Source organism: Sphingomonas sp. LT1P40 (assembly GCF_036663835.1).
In the GTDB taxonomy this organism is placed as follows: Bacteria; Pseudomonadota; Alphaproteobacteria; order Sphingomonadales; family Sphingomonadaceae; genus Sphingomonas.
This window is the reverse complement of sequence record NZ_JAXOJT010000001.1, coordinates 824782-841819: the sequence shown is the minus strand read 5'-3', so window position 1 is coordinate 841819 and position 17038 is coordinate 824782. Positions and strand designations below refer to the sequence as shown.

At 64.8% G+C, this 17038-nt stretch carries 14 protein-coding genes; 4 read left to right on the top strand and 10 right to left on the bottom strand.

The features are described 5' to 3' along the window. Window positions 1-8 precede the first annotated feature (8 nt). Entirely contained in the window at window positions 9-1955 is a 1947-nt protein-coding gene (locus U1702_RS04030; RefSeq protein ID WP_332722275.1) for a hypothetical protein, read from the top strand. Here the strand turns inward: U1702_RS04030 and U1702_RS04025 are convergent. Together U1702_RS04025 and U1702_RS04020 are read right to left on the bottom strand one after the other, a co-directional pair. Continuing rightward, entirely contained in the window at window positions 1925-3094 is a 1170-nt protein-coding gene (locus U1702_RS04025) for a carboxynorspermidine decarboxylase (protein ID WP_332722273.1), read from the bottom strand. The two genes, U1702_RS04030 and U1702_RS04025, sit on opposite strands and share 31 nt — an antisense overlap. 119 nt (window positions 3095-3213) lie before the next feature. Continuing rightward, window positions 3214-4419, bottom strand: a complete 1206-nt coding sequence (locus tag U1702_RS04020; RefSeq protein WP_332722271.1) for a saccharopine dehydrogenase family protein — start codon at window positions 4417-4419, stop codon at window positions 3214-3216. 90 nt (window positions 4420-4509) lie between these two features. On the opposite strand from U1702_RS04020, the gene U1702_RS04015 reads away from it, so the two are divergent. The 3 genes from U1702_RS04015 to U1702_RS04005 all read left to right on the top strand — a co-directional run bounded on the left by U1702_RS04015 (window position 4510) and on the right by U1702_RS04005 (window position 6589). After that, window positions 4510-5493 carry an alpha/beta hydrolase gene (locus U1702_RS04015; RefSeq protein WP_332722269.1) on the top strand — a complete coding sequence of 328 codons (984 nt, stop codon included), beginning with the start codon at window positions 4510-4512 and terminating at the stop codon, window positions 5491-5493. Window positions 5494-5699: 206 nt separating this feature from the next. Next, window positions 5700-6140: an MAPEG family protein gene (locus tag U1702_RS04010; protein WP_332722267.1), complete on the top strand. Its 441-nt coding sequence runs from the start codon at window positions 5700-5702 to the stop codon at window positions 6138-6140. A gap of 185 nt (window positions 6141-6325) precedes the next feature. Further along, window positions 6326-6589 (top strand): hypothetical protein, encoded by a 264-nt coding sequence (locus U1702_RS04005; protein WP_332722266.1) that lies wholly within the window; start codon window positions 6326-6328, stop codon window positions 6587-6589. 37 nt (window positions 6590-6626) lie between these two features. On the opposite strand, the gene U1702_RS04000 is transcribed toward U1702_RS04005, so the two are convergent. The 8 genes from U1702_RS04000 to U1702_RS03965 all read right to left on the bottom strand — a co-directional run bounded on the left by U1702_RS04000 (window position 6627) and on the right by U1702_RS03965 (window position 17036). Further along, window positions 6627-8516: an XrtA/PEP-CTERM system amidotransferase gene (locus U1702_RS04000; RefSeq protein ID WP_332722264.1), complete on the bottom strand. Its 1890-nt coding sequence runs from the start codon at window positions 8514-8516 to the stop codon at window positions 6627-6629. Window positions 8517-8688: 172 nt separating this feature from the next. Beyond that, a complete protein-coding gene (xrtA, locus tag U1702_RS03995) occupies window positions 8689-10227 on the bottom strand; it encodes an exosortase A (protein ID WP_332724563.1) in 1539 nt (512 codons plus the stop codon). Between the two features lie 5 nt (window positions 10228-10232). Beyond that, complete coding sequence (locus U1702_RS03990) at window positions 10233-11453, bottom strand: TIGR03087 family PEP-CTERM/XrtA system glycosyltransferase (protein ID WP_332722262.1); 1221 nt, start codon at window positions 11451-11453, stop codon at window positions 10233-10235. Further along, window positions 11453-12514, bottom strand: coding sequence for a FemAB family XrtA/PEP-CTERM system-associated protein (locus tag U1702_RS03985; protein ID WP_332722260.1), 1062 nt, complete (start codon window positions 12512-12514; stop codon window positions 11453-11455). The genes U1702_RS03990 and U1702_RS03985 overlap by 1 nt, the downstream gene beginning before the upstream one ends. Window positions 12515-12522: 8 nt before the next feature. After that, window positions 12523-13365 (bottom strand): XrtA system polysaccharide deacetylase, encoded by an 843-nt coding sequence (locus U1702_RS03980; protein ID WP_332722258.1) that lies wholly within the window; start codon window positions 13363-13365, stop codon window positions 12523-12525. A 2-nt stretch (window positions 13366-13367) separates the two neighbouring features. Beyond that, window positions 13368-14408 carry an XrtA/PEP-CTERM system-associated ATPase gene (locus U1702_RS03975; protein ID WP_332722257.1) on the bottom strand — a complete coding sequence of 347 codons (1041 nt, stop codon included), beginning with the start codon at window positions 14406-14408 and terminating at the stop codon, window positions 13368-13370. Window positions 14409-14433: 25 nt separating this feature from the next. Beyond that, on the bottom strand, window positions 14434-16029 hold the full coding sequence (locus U1702_RS03970) for a porin family protein (protein ID WP_332722255.1): 1596 nt from the start codon (window positions 16027-16029) through the stop codon (window positions 14434-14436). Beyond that, window positions 16026-17036 carry an AAA family ATPase gene (locus U1702_RS03965; protein WP_332722253.1) on the bottom strand — a complete coding sequence of 337 codons (1011 nt, stop codon included), beginning with the start codon at window positions 17034-17036 and terminating at the stop codon, window positions 16026-16028. Before U1702_RS03965 ends, U1702_RS03970 begins: the two co-directional genes overlap by 4 nt. Window positions 17037-17038 lie beyond the last annotated feature (2 nt).

The following is a 17038-nucleotide window of genomic DNA, read 5'->3' as shown; positions in this document are numbered from 1 at the left end:
AACGGGGGATGATACGGATCAGTCGGCACGAAGCGCCGATCTTTACCGCCTTGAAGCGGACATCGTTCAGCTTTGCTTTCGAACTGCGCTATCTCCCACGCGAACGCCCCGCCATTCTCGACGCACTCTATCCCGCTGATCGCACGCGCGAACGGGTGGCGTTTCGGCTGAAGACGCTGATGACCCGCATGCTCGCGGACAAGAAACGGCGCGACGACGAACTCGAACGACGGAAGAAAATGCCAGACAAGGCGACCGGGACAGACCTTGGCCCGGACGTTTTCGGCGATCTGGTCGAACCGGTCCGCTCCTTCCTCGACGACGTCACCACCGGCCCGCCGGGCACCAACGGTCGCCCCTTCCTGTTCCTCGCCTCCGCCCAGCCGCCCGACGATGCCAGCCGTACCGTCCATTTTCATCGCCAGCCGAAATGGGACTATGAATTTGAAGGGGTCACGACATCGCTGCGCGTTCCCGAGCAAAACCGGATCATCGAGTTGCGTCTGCGCGACAGTTTCTGTGCGTTTGAAAGCGGGCGGCTCTTCTACATCCTCACGCTGACCCAGCCGGAGAAGCAGCCCCAGCCGATCGACGAATATGCGCTGATCCAGCTTCAGCAGCTGGCCTTGTCGCCCAAAACCGGCGCGATCGACACCGCCTGCGCGGCCTTTTCATTCAGCGGCATCGAAAAACAGTCCGTATCGCTCGCCGCCTTCGCCGAACAACGGCTACGCGCGCTCGAAACCGATCCGGACGATATGCTTTGCAACGGTATCCGGCACATCATCAAGCCTTACGGCCTTGGCGGCGACGGCCTTGAGCGCCGCAAAATCGAGGGCGCACATCTTCAACGACTGTGCATAGGGGTGGAGGACGATCGACTGCTCGCGGTCGCCGAACATGCGATCGACATGTTCAAACCGGTTGAAAACGTTATCGGCACCACGTCCGCCGCACCCGGCGAGCAGACCGCCGAGCCTGGCGTGCCGCTGGTGGAAAGGCTCGATCTAGCATGGCGCAAACGCTATGTCGGCAAGCCGGTCCGACCACCATTCCACATCGCGGGCAAGGCGCACTACTCGCGCCCGCTGCTCACCTTTGCCGGCATGGCTCAGGGCGTGCCCGACTTCCCGGCGCAGGACGAATCCGAAGTCCATGATTCGACTCGCCCGACCGCGCGCTCGGTGGAATCGGCGCTGTTCACCCACCCCCGCTTCATGATGGAGGTGGCAAAGGCGTGGCGGTCGTATCAGCGTGGTCGCCCCGCGCTCGGCACCTGCCCTTACCTCCTGCTCACCTTCCTGGTTGCTGTGCATGATGAACTCGTCGTCACCGAACTCGAAAACCGGATCGAGCGGATGATCTACGCCGCATCGCCGCCCAAGACGGTCTGGCGGCGCATTCGTGGCGCCGGACAATGGGTTCGCACCCTGTGGCGCCGGGCATGGGATCAGCCCTCGCCCTTCCTGCACAGCCGCTCGCGGCCGATGGCCGATGTGCGCGACGTGCTCGACCGCGCCAACCACTGGTTCGTCACCGATGTCGGCATTCTCGAATCCAACCTTCGTCGGCGGCTCGAACTGTTTCGCTGGACCTCGATCCATCGCTCGGGAAACATTTTTCGCTATCCCAAGGAAAAAAACGCCCTCACCGAAGTACGGGTGGCGACCGGCACCGACGAACGGTTTCGCAATGCGCATGACATGGTCGACCGGATGGAATCGCTGATCGAGGACGTGTCGAACCTCAAGAGCAGCTACGCTGAGCGCCGAACCAACGCCATCCTGTTCGGCCTCGCGGCACTGGGCCTGATTCAGCTTCCCGCCAATATGGGGCAAAGCTGGGAGATGCTGCTCAGGATGCCCCGGGTGGTAGCATTCCTGCAATCATGGGGCGTCGAACCCAAACCGATGGTCGAACCCGTTCAGGAAAGCCGTCCCGCGAAATCCTCGTAACCGAAGCTTTTCACCACGCGCAGGCTGTCGTCGCGGCTGTCCCACAATGCAATTGCTGGCAGCGGCACACCATTGAACGTGGTCGTCTTGACCATCGAATAATGCGCCTGATCCAGAAACGCGAAGCGCTGTCCCGGCACCGGCGGCGTCACGAAACGGTAATCACCCAGGATATCGCCCGCCAGGCATGACGGCCCGCCCAGCCGCACCAGCACGTCGCCCCCTTCGTCCAGCATCGCCGGGCGATAGGGTGCCTCGATCACATCGGGCATGTGACAAGTCGCCGAAATATCCACCACCCCGATCGGCATGCCGTTATCGAACAGGTCGACGAACTCCCCCACCAGAATGCCGGTATCCAGCGCAATCGCCTCCCCCGGCTCCAGCGCGACTTCCAACCCGGTTTCGGCGCGCAATTCCTTCAAAAACGCCACCAGATCGTCACGCTGGTAATCCGCCCGCGTGATATGATGCCCGCCGCCGAAATTCAGCCATTTCAGCTGCCCGAAATATGGCGCGATCCGCGGCCGCAGCGCCTCCCACGTCCGCCGCAGCGGCGGAAAATCCTGCTCACACAGCGAATGCACATGGATGCCGTCCACCCCCTCCAGATGCTCGGGCAGCAACTGATCCGCCGGGAACCCCAGCCGCGAATGCGGTTGCGCCGGGTCGTATTTCTGGACCTCGCCCTCCGAATGCATCGGATTGAGCCGCAGCCCCACGTCGAACACCTCACCCCGCGCCCGCGCCGCCGCCAGCTCGCCCTTCATCGCCGCATGCTGCGACGGCGTGTTGAAGATCACATGATCCGAAATCCGGCAGATCTCCGCCATGTCCGCGGCCTTGTACCCCGAGCAATAGGTCGCGATCTCGCCATGATAATGGTCCGCCGCCAGCTTCGCCTCATACAGCCCCGACGTCGCCACCCCGTCCAGATATCGCCCGACCAGATCGCCCAGCGACCACATCGAAAACGCCTTGAGCGCGAGCAGGATCTTCACCCCCGCCCGGTCGCGTACGTCAGCGATGGTCTGGAGATTCCGTTCGACCGCCGCTGAATCCACAACGAAGCAAGGCGACGGCACACGCGACAGGTCGAACCCGGCGAATGCACCGGGATCGCCAGCCTTGGTGGACATTACAGGCGGTTCAGCGCGAGTTTCCATAACCCCGTCACCCCAGCGAAAGCTGGGGCCTCCCTACTCTTGGCGCACGGCTCGTGGCGCGAGACCCCAGCTTTCGCTGGGGTGACGACGAGTTAAAACTTCAACGGCCCATCCAGCTCATGCACCTGCCACGGCAACCCGTGCTGGTTCAGCATGTCCATGAACGGATCGGGATCGAACTGCTCGATATTGAAAACACCCTCACCGCGCCACTGGCCGTTCAGCATCAACGCTGCCCCGATCATCGCTGGCACGCCCGTGGTATAGCTCACGGCCTGATTGCCGGTTTCCTCGAACGCATCCTCGTGATCGCAGATGTTATAGACGTAGAAGGTCTTTTCTTCCCCGTCCTTCTCACCCGTCGCGATGTCGCCGATGTTGGTCTTGCCCTTGGTCGTCGTGCCCAGCGTCGATGGCTCGGGCAGCACGGCCTTCAGGAACTGCAACGGCACGATCTCGCGCCCTTCGTACATGATCGGCTCGATCGAGGTCAGCCCGACATTCTGCAACACGCGCAGATGCGTCAGATACTGCTCGCCAAACGTCATCCAGAAGCGCGCACGCTGAAGCTCGGGCAGGAACTTGACCAGGCTCTCCAGCTCTTCATGGTACATCAGATACATGTTCTTCGCGCCGACCTGATCGAACTCGAACACCTGACGCGACGACAGCGCAGGCGTCTCGACCCAGTCGCCATTCTCCCAATGTCGCGCGGGCGCAGTGATCTCGCGGATGTTGATCTCGGGGTTGAAGTTGGTCGCGAAATGCTGGCCGTGATCGCCGCCGTTGCAGTCCAGAATGTCCAGCGTGCGGATCGTGTCGAGCAGATGCTTCTTGATGTACATCGCAAACACCGACGTCACACCCGGATCGAAGCCCGACCCCAGCAGCGCCATCAGCCCGGCGTCCTTGAAGCGATCCTGATAATCCCACTGCCACCCATAATGGAATCGCGCCTCGTCGCGCGGCTCGTAATTGGCGGTGTCCAGATAATCGGTGCCGGTATTCAGGCACGCGTCCATCAGGTTGAGGTCCTGATAGGGCAGCGCCAGATTGACCAGCAGGTTCGGCTTCACCCGCTCGATCAGCGCGCTGGTCGCCGGCACATCGTCCGCATCCACTTCCGCCACATCGATCGTCACGCCAAACCGCGCCTTCACCGACTCGGCGATCGCATCGCATTTGAAGCGGCGGCGGCTCGCCAGCGTGATCTTCCCGAACAAATCGGGGTTCTTCGCCATCTTGTGCACCGCGACCGATGAAACGCCGCCTGCGCCGATTACGAGAACGTCCTTCACGCCTTATCCTTCCTGAAAATAACGGATGCGCCCCCATATGGGAGGCGTGTCCGGGATGCAAAGCCCGATGCTATCCGCTAGTCAGATGACATGACGACGACCCTCGACCGCCGCACGCTCATCGCCGCCGGCGCAACCCTCGCCCTTCCCGGCGTCGCCCGCGCCCAGACTCAACCAACCGCACCGCTCACCACCTGGCCCCCGCGCGAACATTTCATGCTATGGCCCGGCCTGCCCCCCGGCGCACCGCCGCGCCTGCCCGCCACCGCGCCGTCGATGAACGGCCCCGCCAGTCGCCCCGAACGCTGGGAGCGTGGCATCGCCCGCCCGCATATCGGCGTCTATCGCCCCGCCCGCCCCAATGGTCGCGCGGTGCTGGCGATCCCCGGCGGCGGCTATGGTTTCGTCAGCCTCGAGAATGAAGGCATCAACGTCGCCCGCTCACTCACCCCGCACGGCATCACCGTCTTCGTCCTCGCCTATCGCTTGCCCGGCGAAGGCTGGGCCAACCGCGCCGATGTGCCGCTTCAGGATGCGCAGCGTGCCATGCGCCTGATCCGCGCCAACGCCCGCCGCTTCGGCATCGTGCCGGAAAAGCTCGGAATCTGCGGCTTCTCCGCCGGCGGCCATCTCGGCGCGATCCTCACCGTTGGCCATGACGATATGGTGTACGACCCGATCGGCACCGCCGACCGCCTCTCCGCCCGCCCCGCTTTCTCCGGCCTGATCTACCCCGTCGTCAGCTTCCGCACGGCAGGCCTCAACAGCCGCTCGTCCGCCAACCTCCTCGGCGAAAACCCCACCCCCGCCGCCAGCGCCCGCCACGACGCGCTGTCACGGATGCGCGCCGGAATGCCGCCGCTCTTCATCCTCCACGCGATGGACGACAACACCGTCCCCGTCACCCAAAGCATCGCCGCGATCGAGGCCGCCCGCCGCTTCAAGGTGCCAGTCGAAGCGCATTTGCTGGAACGCGGCGGCCACGGCTTCGGCGCGCGGTTCCTCCCCGCCGACAATCCCGGAGCCAAATGGATGGACTGGTTCGCCGCATGGACGGCGCTGCACGCGAAGTAACCATTCCTCCCCCGGAGGGGGAGGTGGCGTCGCGCAGCGATGACGGAGGGGTAGCTCTCCAAAAGCTACCGGTTCGCTTGCGGAGAGTTACCCCTCCACCAGCTTCGCTGGTCCCCCTCCCCCTCCGGGGGAGGAATGAAGCGAGCCTAAGTTGCACCCCCGAAACAATTCCGCCACCCTCCCCCAAACAGGGGAGGAAACCACATATGCAACCCGCCGTCTTCGGCCCGGTCATCGCCCTCATCGGCTGGACGCTCGTCATGTGGGTGTGGATGTACGCCACCCGCATCCCCGGCATGAAGGCCGCGAAGATCGACACGATGTCCTTACGCGGCGGCGTCGGCGCAGACCTGCGCGCCAAGATCGAGCCACGCCTGCAATGGCCCGCCGACAACTATAACCATCTGCTCGAACAACCGGTGCTGTTCTACGCCATCTGCATCGTCCTCGCGCTGATGGAGCAGGGCGACAATCTCAACGCCACCATCGCCTGGGCCTATGTCGTCCTGCGCATCGCCCACAGCCTGATCCAGGTCACCACCAACCGCGTCATCGTCCGCTTCGCGGCATTCGTGCTGGCAACGATCGCGCTGATGATGCTGACGGTACATGCGGCAATGGCGTATTGGGGCGTGGGGTTTCACTGAGGCGATGCTGCCCCCCGCCGCCCTCCCACTACCGTCATGCTGAACTTGTTTCAGCATCCACCGCACCACAAGCGGCGACGTCGCATGAGGATGGGTGGATGCTGAAACAAGTTCAGCATGACGGGTAAATTTGAGGCCCGCCGACAATCACTTGCGGACGGTCATCTCGGAACTATCCTACCGCTATGAAAAAGGGACATGGGCTAAAGCGCGCGTTGCAGCCGGTCGATCGCGAGCAACTCGAAGCAATGCCGACGGGTGCGCTGCTAGCTCGCTTGAAGCGCCTGCGGTGGTGCGAAGAAAGCCGCGATTGGAGCGATTTGTCGGACGAGGAGATTGCCTCGGCCAAGAACCTCATCTTGTTTAAGGCTGATCCGGCATGGCGTTCGGCTTACACCGATCTGCGCAATGTGCTCGATGCAAGAGAACATGTGCCGAATAAGCCGTAAATGGCAGTCAAGCGTCGGCTTTCACTGATCAGTACCCTCACCCAAACAACCGCCCCAAACTCCGCTCCAGCATCATCAGCTGCCACAACGTCCGCCCATGTTCCGCCCGCCCGCTGCGATGCTCCTCCGCCAGCCGCGCGATCGCTTTCGGCTCAAACCACCCGCTCCCCGCCAGCACGCGTGAACGCGCCAGCCCCGCTGCCTCGTCCGCCAAACCTTTACGGAACCACGCCGACACCGGCGTCACGAACCCCATCTTCCGGCGGTACAACACCTCCTTCGGCAGATACGGCTCCAGCGCCTTCTTCATCAGCCACTTGCCCTGCCCGCCCCTGATCCGCATCGACGTGGGCAGCGTCGCGGCGAACTCGACGAACCGGTAATCCAGCAACGGCTCCCGCGCCTCCAGGCTCACGGCCATGCTGGTGCGGTCCATCTTGGTCAGGATATCGCCGGGCAGCCAATGCTTGAAATCCGCATACTGCGCCCGGTCCAGCCCGTCCCGCGCCGGGGCCGTCCGCATCGTCTCGACATAGCGCGCCTCCGCCACATGCCCGCCCAGCGCCGCCCGCGCCGCATCGGTGTACAGTCCTGCACGCACCCCCGGCGTCGTCACCCCCACCGCCTTGGCATAGGCCGCACCGCCATCCTCGGCCAGCGCCAGCAGCGTCGTCTTCGCGCGCAACGGTCGCGGTGCCCAGTCCGCCTTGGGATAGACCCGCCCCAGCGCCCCGAACAGCCCGCGCACCGCCCCCGGCAGCAATCCGCGCACCCGCTCCTCAGCGGCATGAAACTTGTACCGCCGATACCCCGCCAGCGCCTCGTCCGCGCCATCGCCCGACAGCGCCACCGTCACCGTCTCCCGCGCCAGCTCGCACACCCGGTACGTCGCCAGCGCCGACGCATCCGCGAACGGCTCGTCGAAATGATGCACCAGCGTGTCGATCAGCGCGAAATCATCCGCCGCCACCGTCTTCACACGATGCTCGGTGCGAAACCGCTCGGCGATCAGCGACGCATAGGATGTCTCGTCATACCCCGCCTCGTCAAACCCGATGGTGCAGGTCTTCACCGCATTGCGGCTCGCCTCCGCCATCAGCGCAACCACCGCACTCGAATCCACGCCCCCGGACAGGAACGCCCCCAACGGCACATCCGCAATCATCCGCGACCGCACCGCGACGCGCAGATGCTCGACCAGCTCGGCCTCCAGATCGCGTTCCTTGCCCGCCGCCCGCTTCGAGAAATCGACATTCCACCACTCGACCGGTGCCGGAATTGGCTTCCCCCGCTCCAGCAACAGATAATGCCCGGCGGGCAGCTTCTTCACCCCCGCCAGCACGCTCGCATCGTCGGGCACATAACCCAACCCCAGAAAATCCTCGATTGCGCACAAATCGGGCTTCCGCCGGAACAGCGGATGCGCCAGCAACCCCTTGATCTCCGACGCAAACGCCACCGCCCCGTCCGACAATTCGGCATAATGGAGCGGCTTCACGCCCAGCCGGTCGCGTGCCAGCAGCAACGACCGTTTCCGCACATCGTACAGCGCGATCGCAAACATGCCGTTGATCTTGTCCAGCACGCCCAGCCCCCACGCGCGCCAGCCATGCAGGATCACCTCGGTATCGCTGTTGCTGACGAACCGCGCCCCCTTCGCCTCCAGCTCGGCGCGGACTTCCTGAAAATTATAGATTTCGCCATTGTAGCTGACGACCACATCGCCTTCAGGCGTCGCCATCGGCTGCGCGCCGCCGGCCAGATCGATGATCGACAACCGCCGATGCCCCAGCCCCACGCCCGGTGCCGTCCACACCCCAGCCCCGTCCGGCCCGCGATGCACCAGCGCATCGGTCATCATGCGAATGCGCTGCGGCTCCACCGGCTTGGCGATGGCGGGGTAATAGAGGCCAGCAATTCCACACATGACTTGCCTCCTAAATAGTGCGCGAATGAACAGCAACGGTTACCAATCCTCCCCCGCCAGGGGGAGGTGGCGCGGAGCGCCGGAGGGGGAGGATTCCAGAACGAGCGTTGGGGGCTCCTCCCCCTCCGTCAGGCTACGCCTGCCACCTCCCCCTGGCGGGGGAGGATAAAAACTACCGCACCCCCGCCGCCCGATCCGCCAGTGCATCCACCGGCCCGACCGCGCCCAGAAACCGCTTCATCGCCGCGCCCGCCGGCAACTCGCCCTTTTCCGCCGACACCATCACCGCCACCGCACGCTGTTTCCCGCCCAGGAGCTTCGCCGTCAGCGTCTCCAGCTTCACCCGCGATTCACTGGCGGTCAGCCGGTCGCCCACGCGATACCAGGTCGCAACCTCGCGCTCGACCGGTCCGCCACCGGCACCGGGCGCCGTCATGCGCAGCACGCTCGCACCGTCCATCGCAGGCAAATTCTCGATCCGCACCCATTTGTCGTTCTCGCGGATCGCGCCCTGACCGAACCCGACCAGTTCCTTGCCCTCGCGCTGGCTGCCATAAACCGCCAGCACCAGATCGACCTCCGCCCCCATCCCATCGGCATAACGCGCCATCAGGAAATGATCCGCGCCCGGGTAATTCGGCGTCCATATCGCGCGCTTGCTCAGCGGAATTTGCGTCCACCCCGGCACGTTCGGCAACGCGATCTTCGCGGGCAGCGTGTCCGCGCGCGCTGCAATCGCCCCGCCCCATGCCATGAACAGGCTGGCGACGAACAACGCGGTCAGCGCGACCACCGCCGGCATCTGCGCCGTGCCGATCCAACACCCCTGCAATTTTGCCGGGTCGAACCACGGCGCATCGGGATCGCGGTCAAACCATTTCCACCCGATCGCCAGCACGCCCGCCATCACCGCGCCAAAGAAGAACCAGCCATAGACGATATGGTCATAGCCGGTCGCCTGTTCGACCGACGTCAGATAAGCGGCATAGACCGTGCCGAACGCGCGAAACCCGTTGGCGACGATCGGCACGATCAGCGCGACGGCCATGAACGCCGCGCGCCGCGTCCAGCTGACATAACAGACATTGGCCACCAGCGCGCCGTAAGCGATCATCGCGATCACGAACTTCGCGCCCGAACAGGCCTCAGCCACCTCGAAATAGCCGTTCGGCGTCGTAATCAGCACGCCATCAATGTGCGCGGGCACTCCGAACAGGTCGAGCAACGGCACCAATATGGCGACCGTCAGATCCTGTAACGGCCCCTCCAGCGCTTCGCCGAACGGCACCAGAAAAATCATGTAGCAAAGCGGAAACAGCACCGCGCGCGACACATTCGGCCCCAGCACTGCCACGACCGCGCCCTGCGCCATGACGACCAGCCCCAGATGCCGGAACAGCGCAACGCCCGCCGCATCGCCCAGCAACCACGCGAACCCGCCCCCGCCAACGATCGCCAGCCCCGGCCACCACGCGGCCGGCACCACCTGAGTCAGTCCAAAGCGCCGCTGCCACACGAGCCAGCCGACCACCGGCGCGATGAACAGGCAATGCCCGAACGTGGTATTGGTCCAGTAAATCGTCGTCAGGTCCGCGACATCGCGGTGGAACAGGATCAGCAGCGCCGCCCATACCCCGCCCAACAGCATCGCGTGCCGCTGCCACCGCGCATCGAATCCCGCCTTGCCCTGCGTCGGCAAGGCGCCAGTCATGGCGGTCATGCCGCCGCCGTCCGCCGCGCCTGCGGATCGCCGCGCCCGCCCAGCCCGAGGATGCCGTCCAGCGCCGCCAGCTTCGCGTCCCAGCTATAATGGTCGATCACCCGCTGCCGCGCCGATGCACCCAGCTCGGACGCCATCGTCGGATCGGCCAGCAATTTCGTCACCGCATCGGCAATTTCGCCGACCGTATCGCCGACGCGGATCGTCCCGCCATGGTCGATTCCGGTCGCCGCCGCGCCCGACACGACCACGGGCCGCGCCATCGCCATCGCCTCCAGCACCTTATTCTGCACCCCGCGGGCCAGCTTCAGCGGCGCGACGACCACCGATGCCGCCGCCAGCCACGGGCGCACATCGGACACCTCGCCCGTCACCGTAACCCCCGGCTGCTTCGCCAGCGCCAGCACGGCATCGGTCGGCTTGCGCCCGACAATGGCAAAGCGCGCCTGCGGGTGTTTCAACCGGATATGTGGCAGGATCGTCTCGACGAACCACGTCACCGCCTCGACATTCGGGCGATAGTCCATCTGCCCGGTGAACACGATCAGCGCGCCCATCGTGTCGATCCGCTTGAAATGCGCGGTCGGGTCGAAAATCCCGGTGTCGATCCCATTGCCCACGGCATGCACCCGCTCGGCCCCGGTGCGCTCACGGAACAGCGCCGCTTCTTCCTCGCTCACGAAAATGCTGGCATCCACCCGCGCCGCCACCGACTTCTCATATTGCGCCAGCAACTTGGCCTCGCGCCGCAGCATCCAGCCGGAAAAGCCCTTGGTCGCCTTGCCGTAGGACGCGAATTTCGCCGAATCCATGTCGACGAAATCCATCACCACCTTCTGGCGCGGACGCAGTGGCACATACTGCGCCATCTGGCTGGAAAAGACGTAGATCGTGTCAATCGCATGCCGCAGCAAAATGCTCTCAACCGCCTTGTGCAGCTCGGCATTGTCGAATGCCGTCAGCGATATCGGTCGGCGCGACAGCAACGCCTGCATCCCCGCCACCGCCTGTGGTTTGCCGCGCCACACGATCTGGCGGTTGCCGGTGATCTTCGCCAGCGCACCCTTGCGCTTCAGATCGGCGGGATCGTCGGCGAACGCGATCAGGTGGACGCGCTTCTTGCGCGACAGATAATTCAGGATATTGAACGCGCGGATCTTGTCCCCCCGGTCGGGCGGATAGGGCACGCGATGCGCCAGAAACAGGATATCCCCCATCAGCCCAGACCCCGCGCGATGAACGGGCCAACCCGATTGGCGATCGCCAGCGGCAGACGGCTCCACAGCGCCACCTGCAACTTATATTTCGGGTTCAGCGGGTTCGCATCGCGGATCGACGCGCCGTCCGCCACGCGATCGTAATAGGTCAGCGGTTCGGCGTCGAACCCCCAATTCTTCTTGAACGCCGCCGCCCCGGTGCCGACCTTCGACCGCCCGAAATCAAACCGCGAACAGCCGCGCTCACGCGCATGCCGCATCAGCTCGAAATACATCCGGTCATTGGCGCGCAGCCGCCGCGCGTCCGCCGTGCCGCCGCCCCAATAGGGATAAACCGTTCCGCGCCAATACAGGCTTAACACCGCCGCCACTGCATCTACGCCACTCCGCACGACAAGCACGTCGGCAGCCTTGCCAAACTCCTGCAACACTTCCGTGAACATGGCGCGCGGAAACACCGGCGTGCCCAGATTGCGCACCGATTCCGCATAAACGGCATAATGCGCTGCGACGTCGGACGCTTCCTGACCGGTCGAAACACTCAGGTCATAGCCCAGCGACTTGCGCACCTCGGCACGCTGCTTGCGCGGGATCGCCAGCAATTCGGCTTCGTCATCCGCCGCCAGATCGCGCGCAAAGCCCAGATAATGGCTGTCGTCCACGGTCCATTCCGGCCCCGGCAACGGCCCGCCGCGCACCTCCACGCTCGGGCAACTCACCCGCTGCGCCAGCGCCCAGCACGCCTCGGCCAGCGCCGTCACCACGTCCGGCCGATCGGCAAGGATACCCCCGCCAACCCCGAACCCGGCCGACGCCAACACCCGCCCGAACAGCGGCGAATGCAATTCGGTCAGCGGCATCACGCCGACAATCCCCTGCATGCCGCGCTCGGCGATCAGATAATGCGATACCTGCCCGCACCCCTTCGCCACCGCCGCGCTCCACGCGGGCAAGTGAAACGGCGTGCCGTCCTTATGCTCATGCACATACGCCCCGATCCGCGCCCGGTCGATCGGGTCGCTCAAATCGGCAAAGCGCAGCGTCAGCGGGCGATGAAGCATCGGCGCGTTCAATTCAGCTTCTCCGCTTCCGCCGCTGCCACCCGATCGGTGCGATCCCAGCGATGCCCGGCCATCAACGTCCGCATCTTCCCGGCCATCGCGCCCAACCGACTGTAATGGCGCAGCTTCGACTTCAGCGGCGCGTCTGCGACACGCGGCTGGCCGGGATCGATCTCCCACGGATGAAAATAGAACACCGCTGGCTGCCCCGCCCCGTTCAATGCGTCGATCGCTCGATACACCACGCGCCCCGGCAACAGCCTGAAAAAGCCACCCCCGGTTGTCACTTCACGCCCGAAAAACCTGGCCGTCGTCACTGGCAATTCGATCAGCTCGGCCCCCGCAACCGGTCTAAAAGCCGCGCGCGGCGCATCCGCCCAGCCATAATGGTCATGCCCGATTGGCGCGACGCTCGACGAATAGGCATAGCCCGCCTCCGCCAGCACTTCGTGCGCCCACGGTGTCCGCTTGTCGATCGAGAAACTAGGCGCGCGATAGCCCTTCACGGCCTGTCCCGTCGCATCTTCCAGCACCGCCTGCGCCCGCGCGATATCCGCCCGAAACTGCTCCGGCCCCATGCTGAACACGCGCTGATGGTCCCAGCCGTGGCTGGCGACCTCATGCCCCGCATCCGCGATCCGCCGCATCAGCGCCGGGTGCCGATCCGCGACCCAGCCCAACGTAAAGAACGTCGCCTTGACCCCGCCCTCCGCAAACAGGTCGATCACCGCATCGGTATTCGCCTCGACCCGGTGTTCAAGCGCCGCCCAATCGTCGCGCGCGATCACCTTTTCAAAGGCGCCGACCTGGAACCAGTCCTCGACATCGACAGAGAGCGCGTTCGATACCATATTCAGGCGGCGGTCCCGCGCCGGATCGCGTGCTTGCCCTCTTCGGCCTCGATAAAATCGACCATCAGCGTCAGCACGCGGCGCAACGCCGCATCCTGTTCCTCCAGCCGCGCCTCCAGCCGCCCGATCCGCGCGCCCAGATCACCCTCGGTCACCGGCTTCACCTCGGCCACCACCGGAGCTGCCGCAGCCTCGAACGCCGCAGCCGCCGCCACCGGACGTCCGGCCACCATCGTATCATTATCCAGATCGGCGATCACCGCCTCGACATCCGCGCCGCTGAAGCTGTCGATCTGCTCGATCGCCCCGAACAGCAACACGCGCCCGGCCAGCTGGTTCACCTTGCGCGGCACCCCGCCCGACCAGCGATGGATCGCCGCGACCGCATCGTTGGTGAAACGCGGACGCCCACGCCAGCCCACCACCGACAGGCGATGGATCAGATACGGCTCCAGCTCTTCCGCGCCCATCGGGTCGAGCTGATGCATCGCAATCACGCGCTGGCGCAATTGCTCCAGCTTCGGATCGGCCAGCCGCGACCGGAATTCGGGCTGCCCCAACAGGAATATCTGCAACAGCGGATAGCCGCCCGCCTGAAAATTGGAGAGCATGCGCAGCTCTTCCAGGCTCGCAATCGGCAATGCCTGCGCCTCGTCGACGATCAGCAGCGTGCGCTTGCCGTCGCGCGCCGTCGCGTGCAGCCCCTTTTCAATTCCCGCCAGCATCTGCGCCTTGGCCATACCGGCGCTATCCACACCCAGCCCGGCTGCAACCATGTGCAACAGGTCTTCGGCCTCGATCTGAGTCGTCACGATCTTGATGACGTTCAGCCGCTCGCGGTCGATCGTCTCCATCAAATGCCCGACCAAAGTCGTCTTGCCCGCGCCGGGATCGCCGGTGATGACGATGAATCCCTCGCCCTGGCTCAGCCCATAGCCCAGATAGGCCATCGCCTTGCGGTGCGTGGTCGTGTCGAACCAGAACGCCGGGTCGGGCGTCAGCTGGAACGGTCGACCGCTCAATCCATAATGGTCGTCGTACATGCTTACACCCTAAGACTGGACCCGTTTAGAACCCGTAACGCAGGCCGAGCAGCGCCTGGGCAGACGTGCTGCTCCCCTCGCTCTCGACATCGAACGTATAGATACCCAGCGACGCGGTCGCGCTCAGCGGCCCGAAGTTACGATAGTAAGTGCCGTTCGCGCCAGCACCCATCACGCTGGGCGCACCCGCTATGGTGGTCGTGAAGTAATTCGCATAGACCACGCCGTTGATGCCCGATCGTGCATCCAGCTGCTGCCCGGCGGAAAATTGCGCGAACCACGTTTCGTCGCTCGTCCCCGCCAGCACCGACGATCCCGCCGGCACCAGATAGCGGCGGTTGGCATAGCCCGCGCCAAAGCCGAAGCTGGTCGGCCCGGCATTCATCGACAGCACCAGATTGGCGCCGCGTGAGCGATAGTTCGCGCTGGCGATCGACCCCAGTGCGTTGTCGAGGCACGCACCCGCCGCCGAACCGGCGCTGGTGAACACGCAACCGTTGAATGCATCGCCGAACGGATCGACCGGCGTCTCGAAATTGGTCGGCAACGACGCCAGGTCGCGCGACAGCTGGCGACCAAAGCTCTCAACCGAGTCATAAACGCCGATCTGCAATGAAGACCGCCGCGACATCTGCCAGTTCAGCGCGCCGGTATAGCTCATCGTGTCATAGCGACGTCCCGCGCGCGCCTCGACCATGAAGCGCGAATTGGGCTGATAGATTACGCCCGCATCCCAGAAAATGCCCTCAACCTCATAGGCGATGCGCGGCGGCGATGCGGGATCGGTTACGAACCGCCCCGCCCCATCGCGCACGATATTGCCGCCGCCATCACGCAGCGCGTCTTTCTGGGTAATCTCGATCTTTTCGTAACCGACGCCACCGACGACGGCGAGGCCACGCCCGACCGGCAATACCGCGTCCACGCGTCCGAACTTGCCGTCATAGGTCTGGTCGAGCTGGCTCGCCTCTTCGCGGTTCCATGCCGCAGCGGCACTGACGCCGACCGGCAGGATCGTCCCCGCCTTCACGCCCGCGCGCACCTGCGCCAGATGGCTTTTCGACGAATCGTACACGTCCAGCGGCGGGGCCGTCGGATCGACGCCCGGAATGTCGGGCTGCTCGACCTTGGTATAGCCAAACCGATAGGCGGCACTCAGACTCGCCGGACCGTCGCCGGTGTGAAAGGTCGGCCCGGCATAGGCGGTATAGACCTGCGACGTGTTGCGCACATTGCCCGCCAGATTGCCCGGCGCATCGCCGCGAATATCGCTACGCGCCCGCGTCGCCAGCGCGCCGCCCTCGACCGTGAAGCCCGGCGTAACCTTAACGGCTGCGCGCGCGAGGCCGCTATGCGTGTCGCCGTCGGCGACATCCTTTTGATAATCGAACCGGCGCTCATATTTATAGCTCAGCTGCACCTCGACCCGGCGCGTCTGGATCGACGCATCGACCCCGACGCCCAGCGTGGAATAGGTCAGCACCTCGCCCCCGCCGCCCAGATCGGCGACCAGCACCTGACCCGCGTCGATATACGGCTCGATCGACTTGCGCTTCTCCTTCGCCATAGCGGGCAGCGCGATCAATGCGGTTGCGGCCAGTGCCGCGGCGATCAACTTCATGACGACGGTTCCCCGTAATAGGCGCCATAATTGCCAAAGCGACGACCGCCCGGCTGAAAGGAAACGCTGTTGAGAACGAGCTGAATCTGCTCGCACCCGTCCAGCAGCGCGACGGCCTCGCGCAAATCGCTCTCGGTCGTGCGGTCGGCCCGCACCACCAGCATCACCTGTCCGACATGCCCGGCCAGCTCGGAAGCGGGCGACGCGGCCAGCGCAGGCGGCGAATCGAAGATCACGATGCGGCGCGGATTGGCAGCTGCCAGCCCGTCGAGGATCGCATGCGCCTGTTCGCTCGCCAGCATCTCGGTATCGGCGTTGGATTTGGTCCCCGCCGGCAGCACCGACAGCTGCGGCACGTCGGTATCGAGGATGCAATCCTCGGCACTCGCAACGGTTCCGGCCAGCACGTCGAGCAACCCCGGCCCCTCGGGCGCGCCCAACCGGTTCAATATGTCCGGCTTGGCGAAATCGGCATCGACCAGCAAAATCTCGACATTCTTCTCGGCTGCCAGCGACAGCGCCAGGTTGATCGCACAGAAGGTTTTGCCGTCGTCGGGCTTGGCCGAACACACCAGCACCATCCGGGCCTTGTCCGCGTCGCGCGAACGGATCGCGCGCGACGTATTCAGCAACTGGCGCTTCACCAGCCGGAATTCCTCGGCCAGCGCGGTCACGGCGGCGCCGGGCACCAGCATGCCCTCATCGGCCAGCCGCTTGCGGTCGATCACCACACGGCGACGGTCGGTAACCTTTGCTGGCGCGGGCTGTGGCGCTTCGGCAACCGGCGCAGGCCGCACCAGCGGCGCACGCGGTTCCTCGACCCGCTCGAACACCGGTGCCTTCGGCTCGACCTCGGTCAGCGTCAGCGGTTCCACCGGCTCAGGCATCGGTGGCATCGGTGGCATCGACGCCTGCTGCACCGGCCGCGCGTGCGGCGTCAGATCATACAGTTCCGCCGCCCGTTCGAGCAGCGAACCGCGAAAGCGCTTTGGGGTCTGATCGTTCATCG

What these genes read in the sequence shown, in the direction of transcription:
- U1702_RS03970 (WP_332722255.1), bottom strand. Translation starts at nt 16,029, where the DNA reads ATGAAGTTGATCGCCGCGGCACTGGCCGCAACCGCATTGATCGCGCTG.
- U1702_RS04030 (WP_332722275.1), top strand. Translation starts at nt 9, where the DNA reads ATGATACGGATCAGTCGGCACGAAGCGCCGATCTTTACCGCCTTGAAG.
- U1702_RS03975 (WP_332722257.1), bottom strand. Translation starts at nt 14,408, where the DNA reads ATGTACGACGACCATTATGGATTGAGCGGTCGACCGTTCCAGCTGACG.
- U1702_RS03965 (WP_332722253.1), bottom strand. Translation starts at nt 17,036, where the DNA reads ATGAACGATCAGACCCCAAAGCGCTTTCGCGGTTCGCTGCTCGAACGG.
- U1702_RS04000 (WP_332722264.1), bottom strand. Translation starts at nt 8,516, where the DNA reads ATGTGTGGAATTGCTGGCCTCTATTACCCCGCCATCGCCAAGCCGGTG.
- U1702_RS03985 (WP_332722260.1), bottom strand. Translation starts at nt 12,514, where the DNA reads ATGCTTCATCGCCCGCTGACGCTGCGCTTTGCCGATTTGAGCGACCCG.
- U1702_RS04015 (WP_332722269.1), top strand. Translation starts at nt 4,510, where the DNA reads ATGACGACGACCCTCGACCGCCGCACGCTCATCGCCGCCGGCGCAACC.
- U1702_RS04010 (WP_332722267.1), top strand. Translation starts at nt 5,700, where the DNA reads ATGCAACCCGCCGTCTTCGGCCCGGTCATCGCCCTCATCGGCTGGACG.
- xrtA (WP_332724563.1), bottom strand. Translation starts at nt 10,227, where the DNA reads ATGACTGGCGCCTTGCCGACGCAGGGCAAGGCGGGATTCGATGCGCGG.
- U1702_RS04005 (WP_332722266.1), top strand. Translation starts at nt 6,326, where the DNA reads ATGAAAAAGGGACATGGGCTAAAGCGCGCGTTGCAGCCGGTCGATCGC.
- U1702_RS04025 (WP_332722273.1), bottom strand. Translation starts at nt 3,094, where the DNA reads ATGTCCACCAAGGCTGGCGATCCCGGTGCATTCGCCGGGTTCGACCTG.
- U1702_RS03990 (WP_332722262.1), bottom strand. Translation starts at nt 11,453, where the DNA reads ATGGGGGATATCCTGTTTCTGGCGCATCGCGTGCCCTATCCGCCCGAC.
- U1702_RS03980 (WP_332722258.1), bottom strand. Translation starts at nt 13,365, where the DNA reads ATGGTATCGAACGCGCTCTCTGTCGATGTCGAGGACTGGTTCCAGGTC.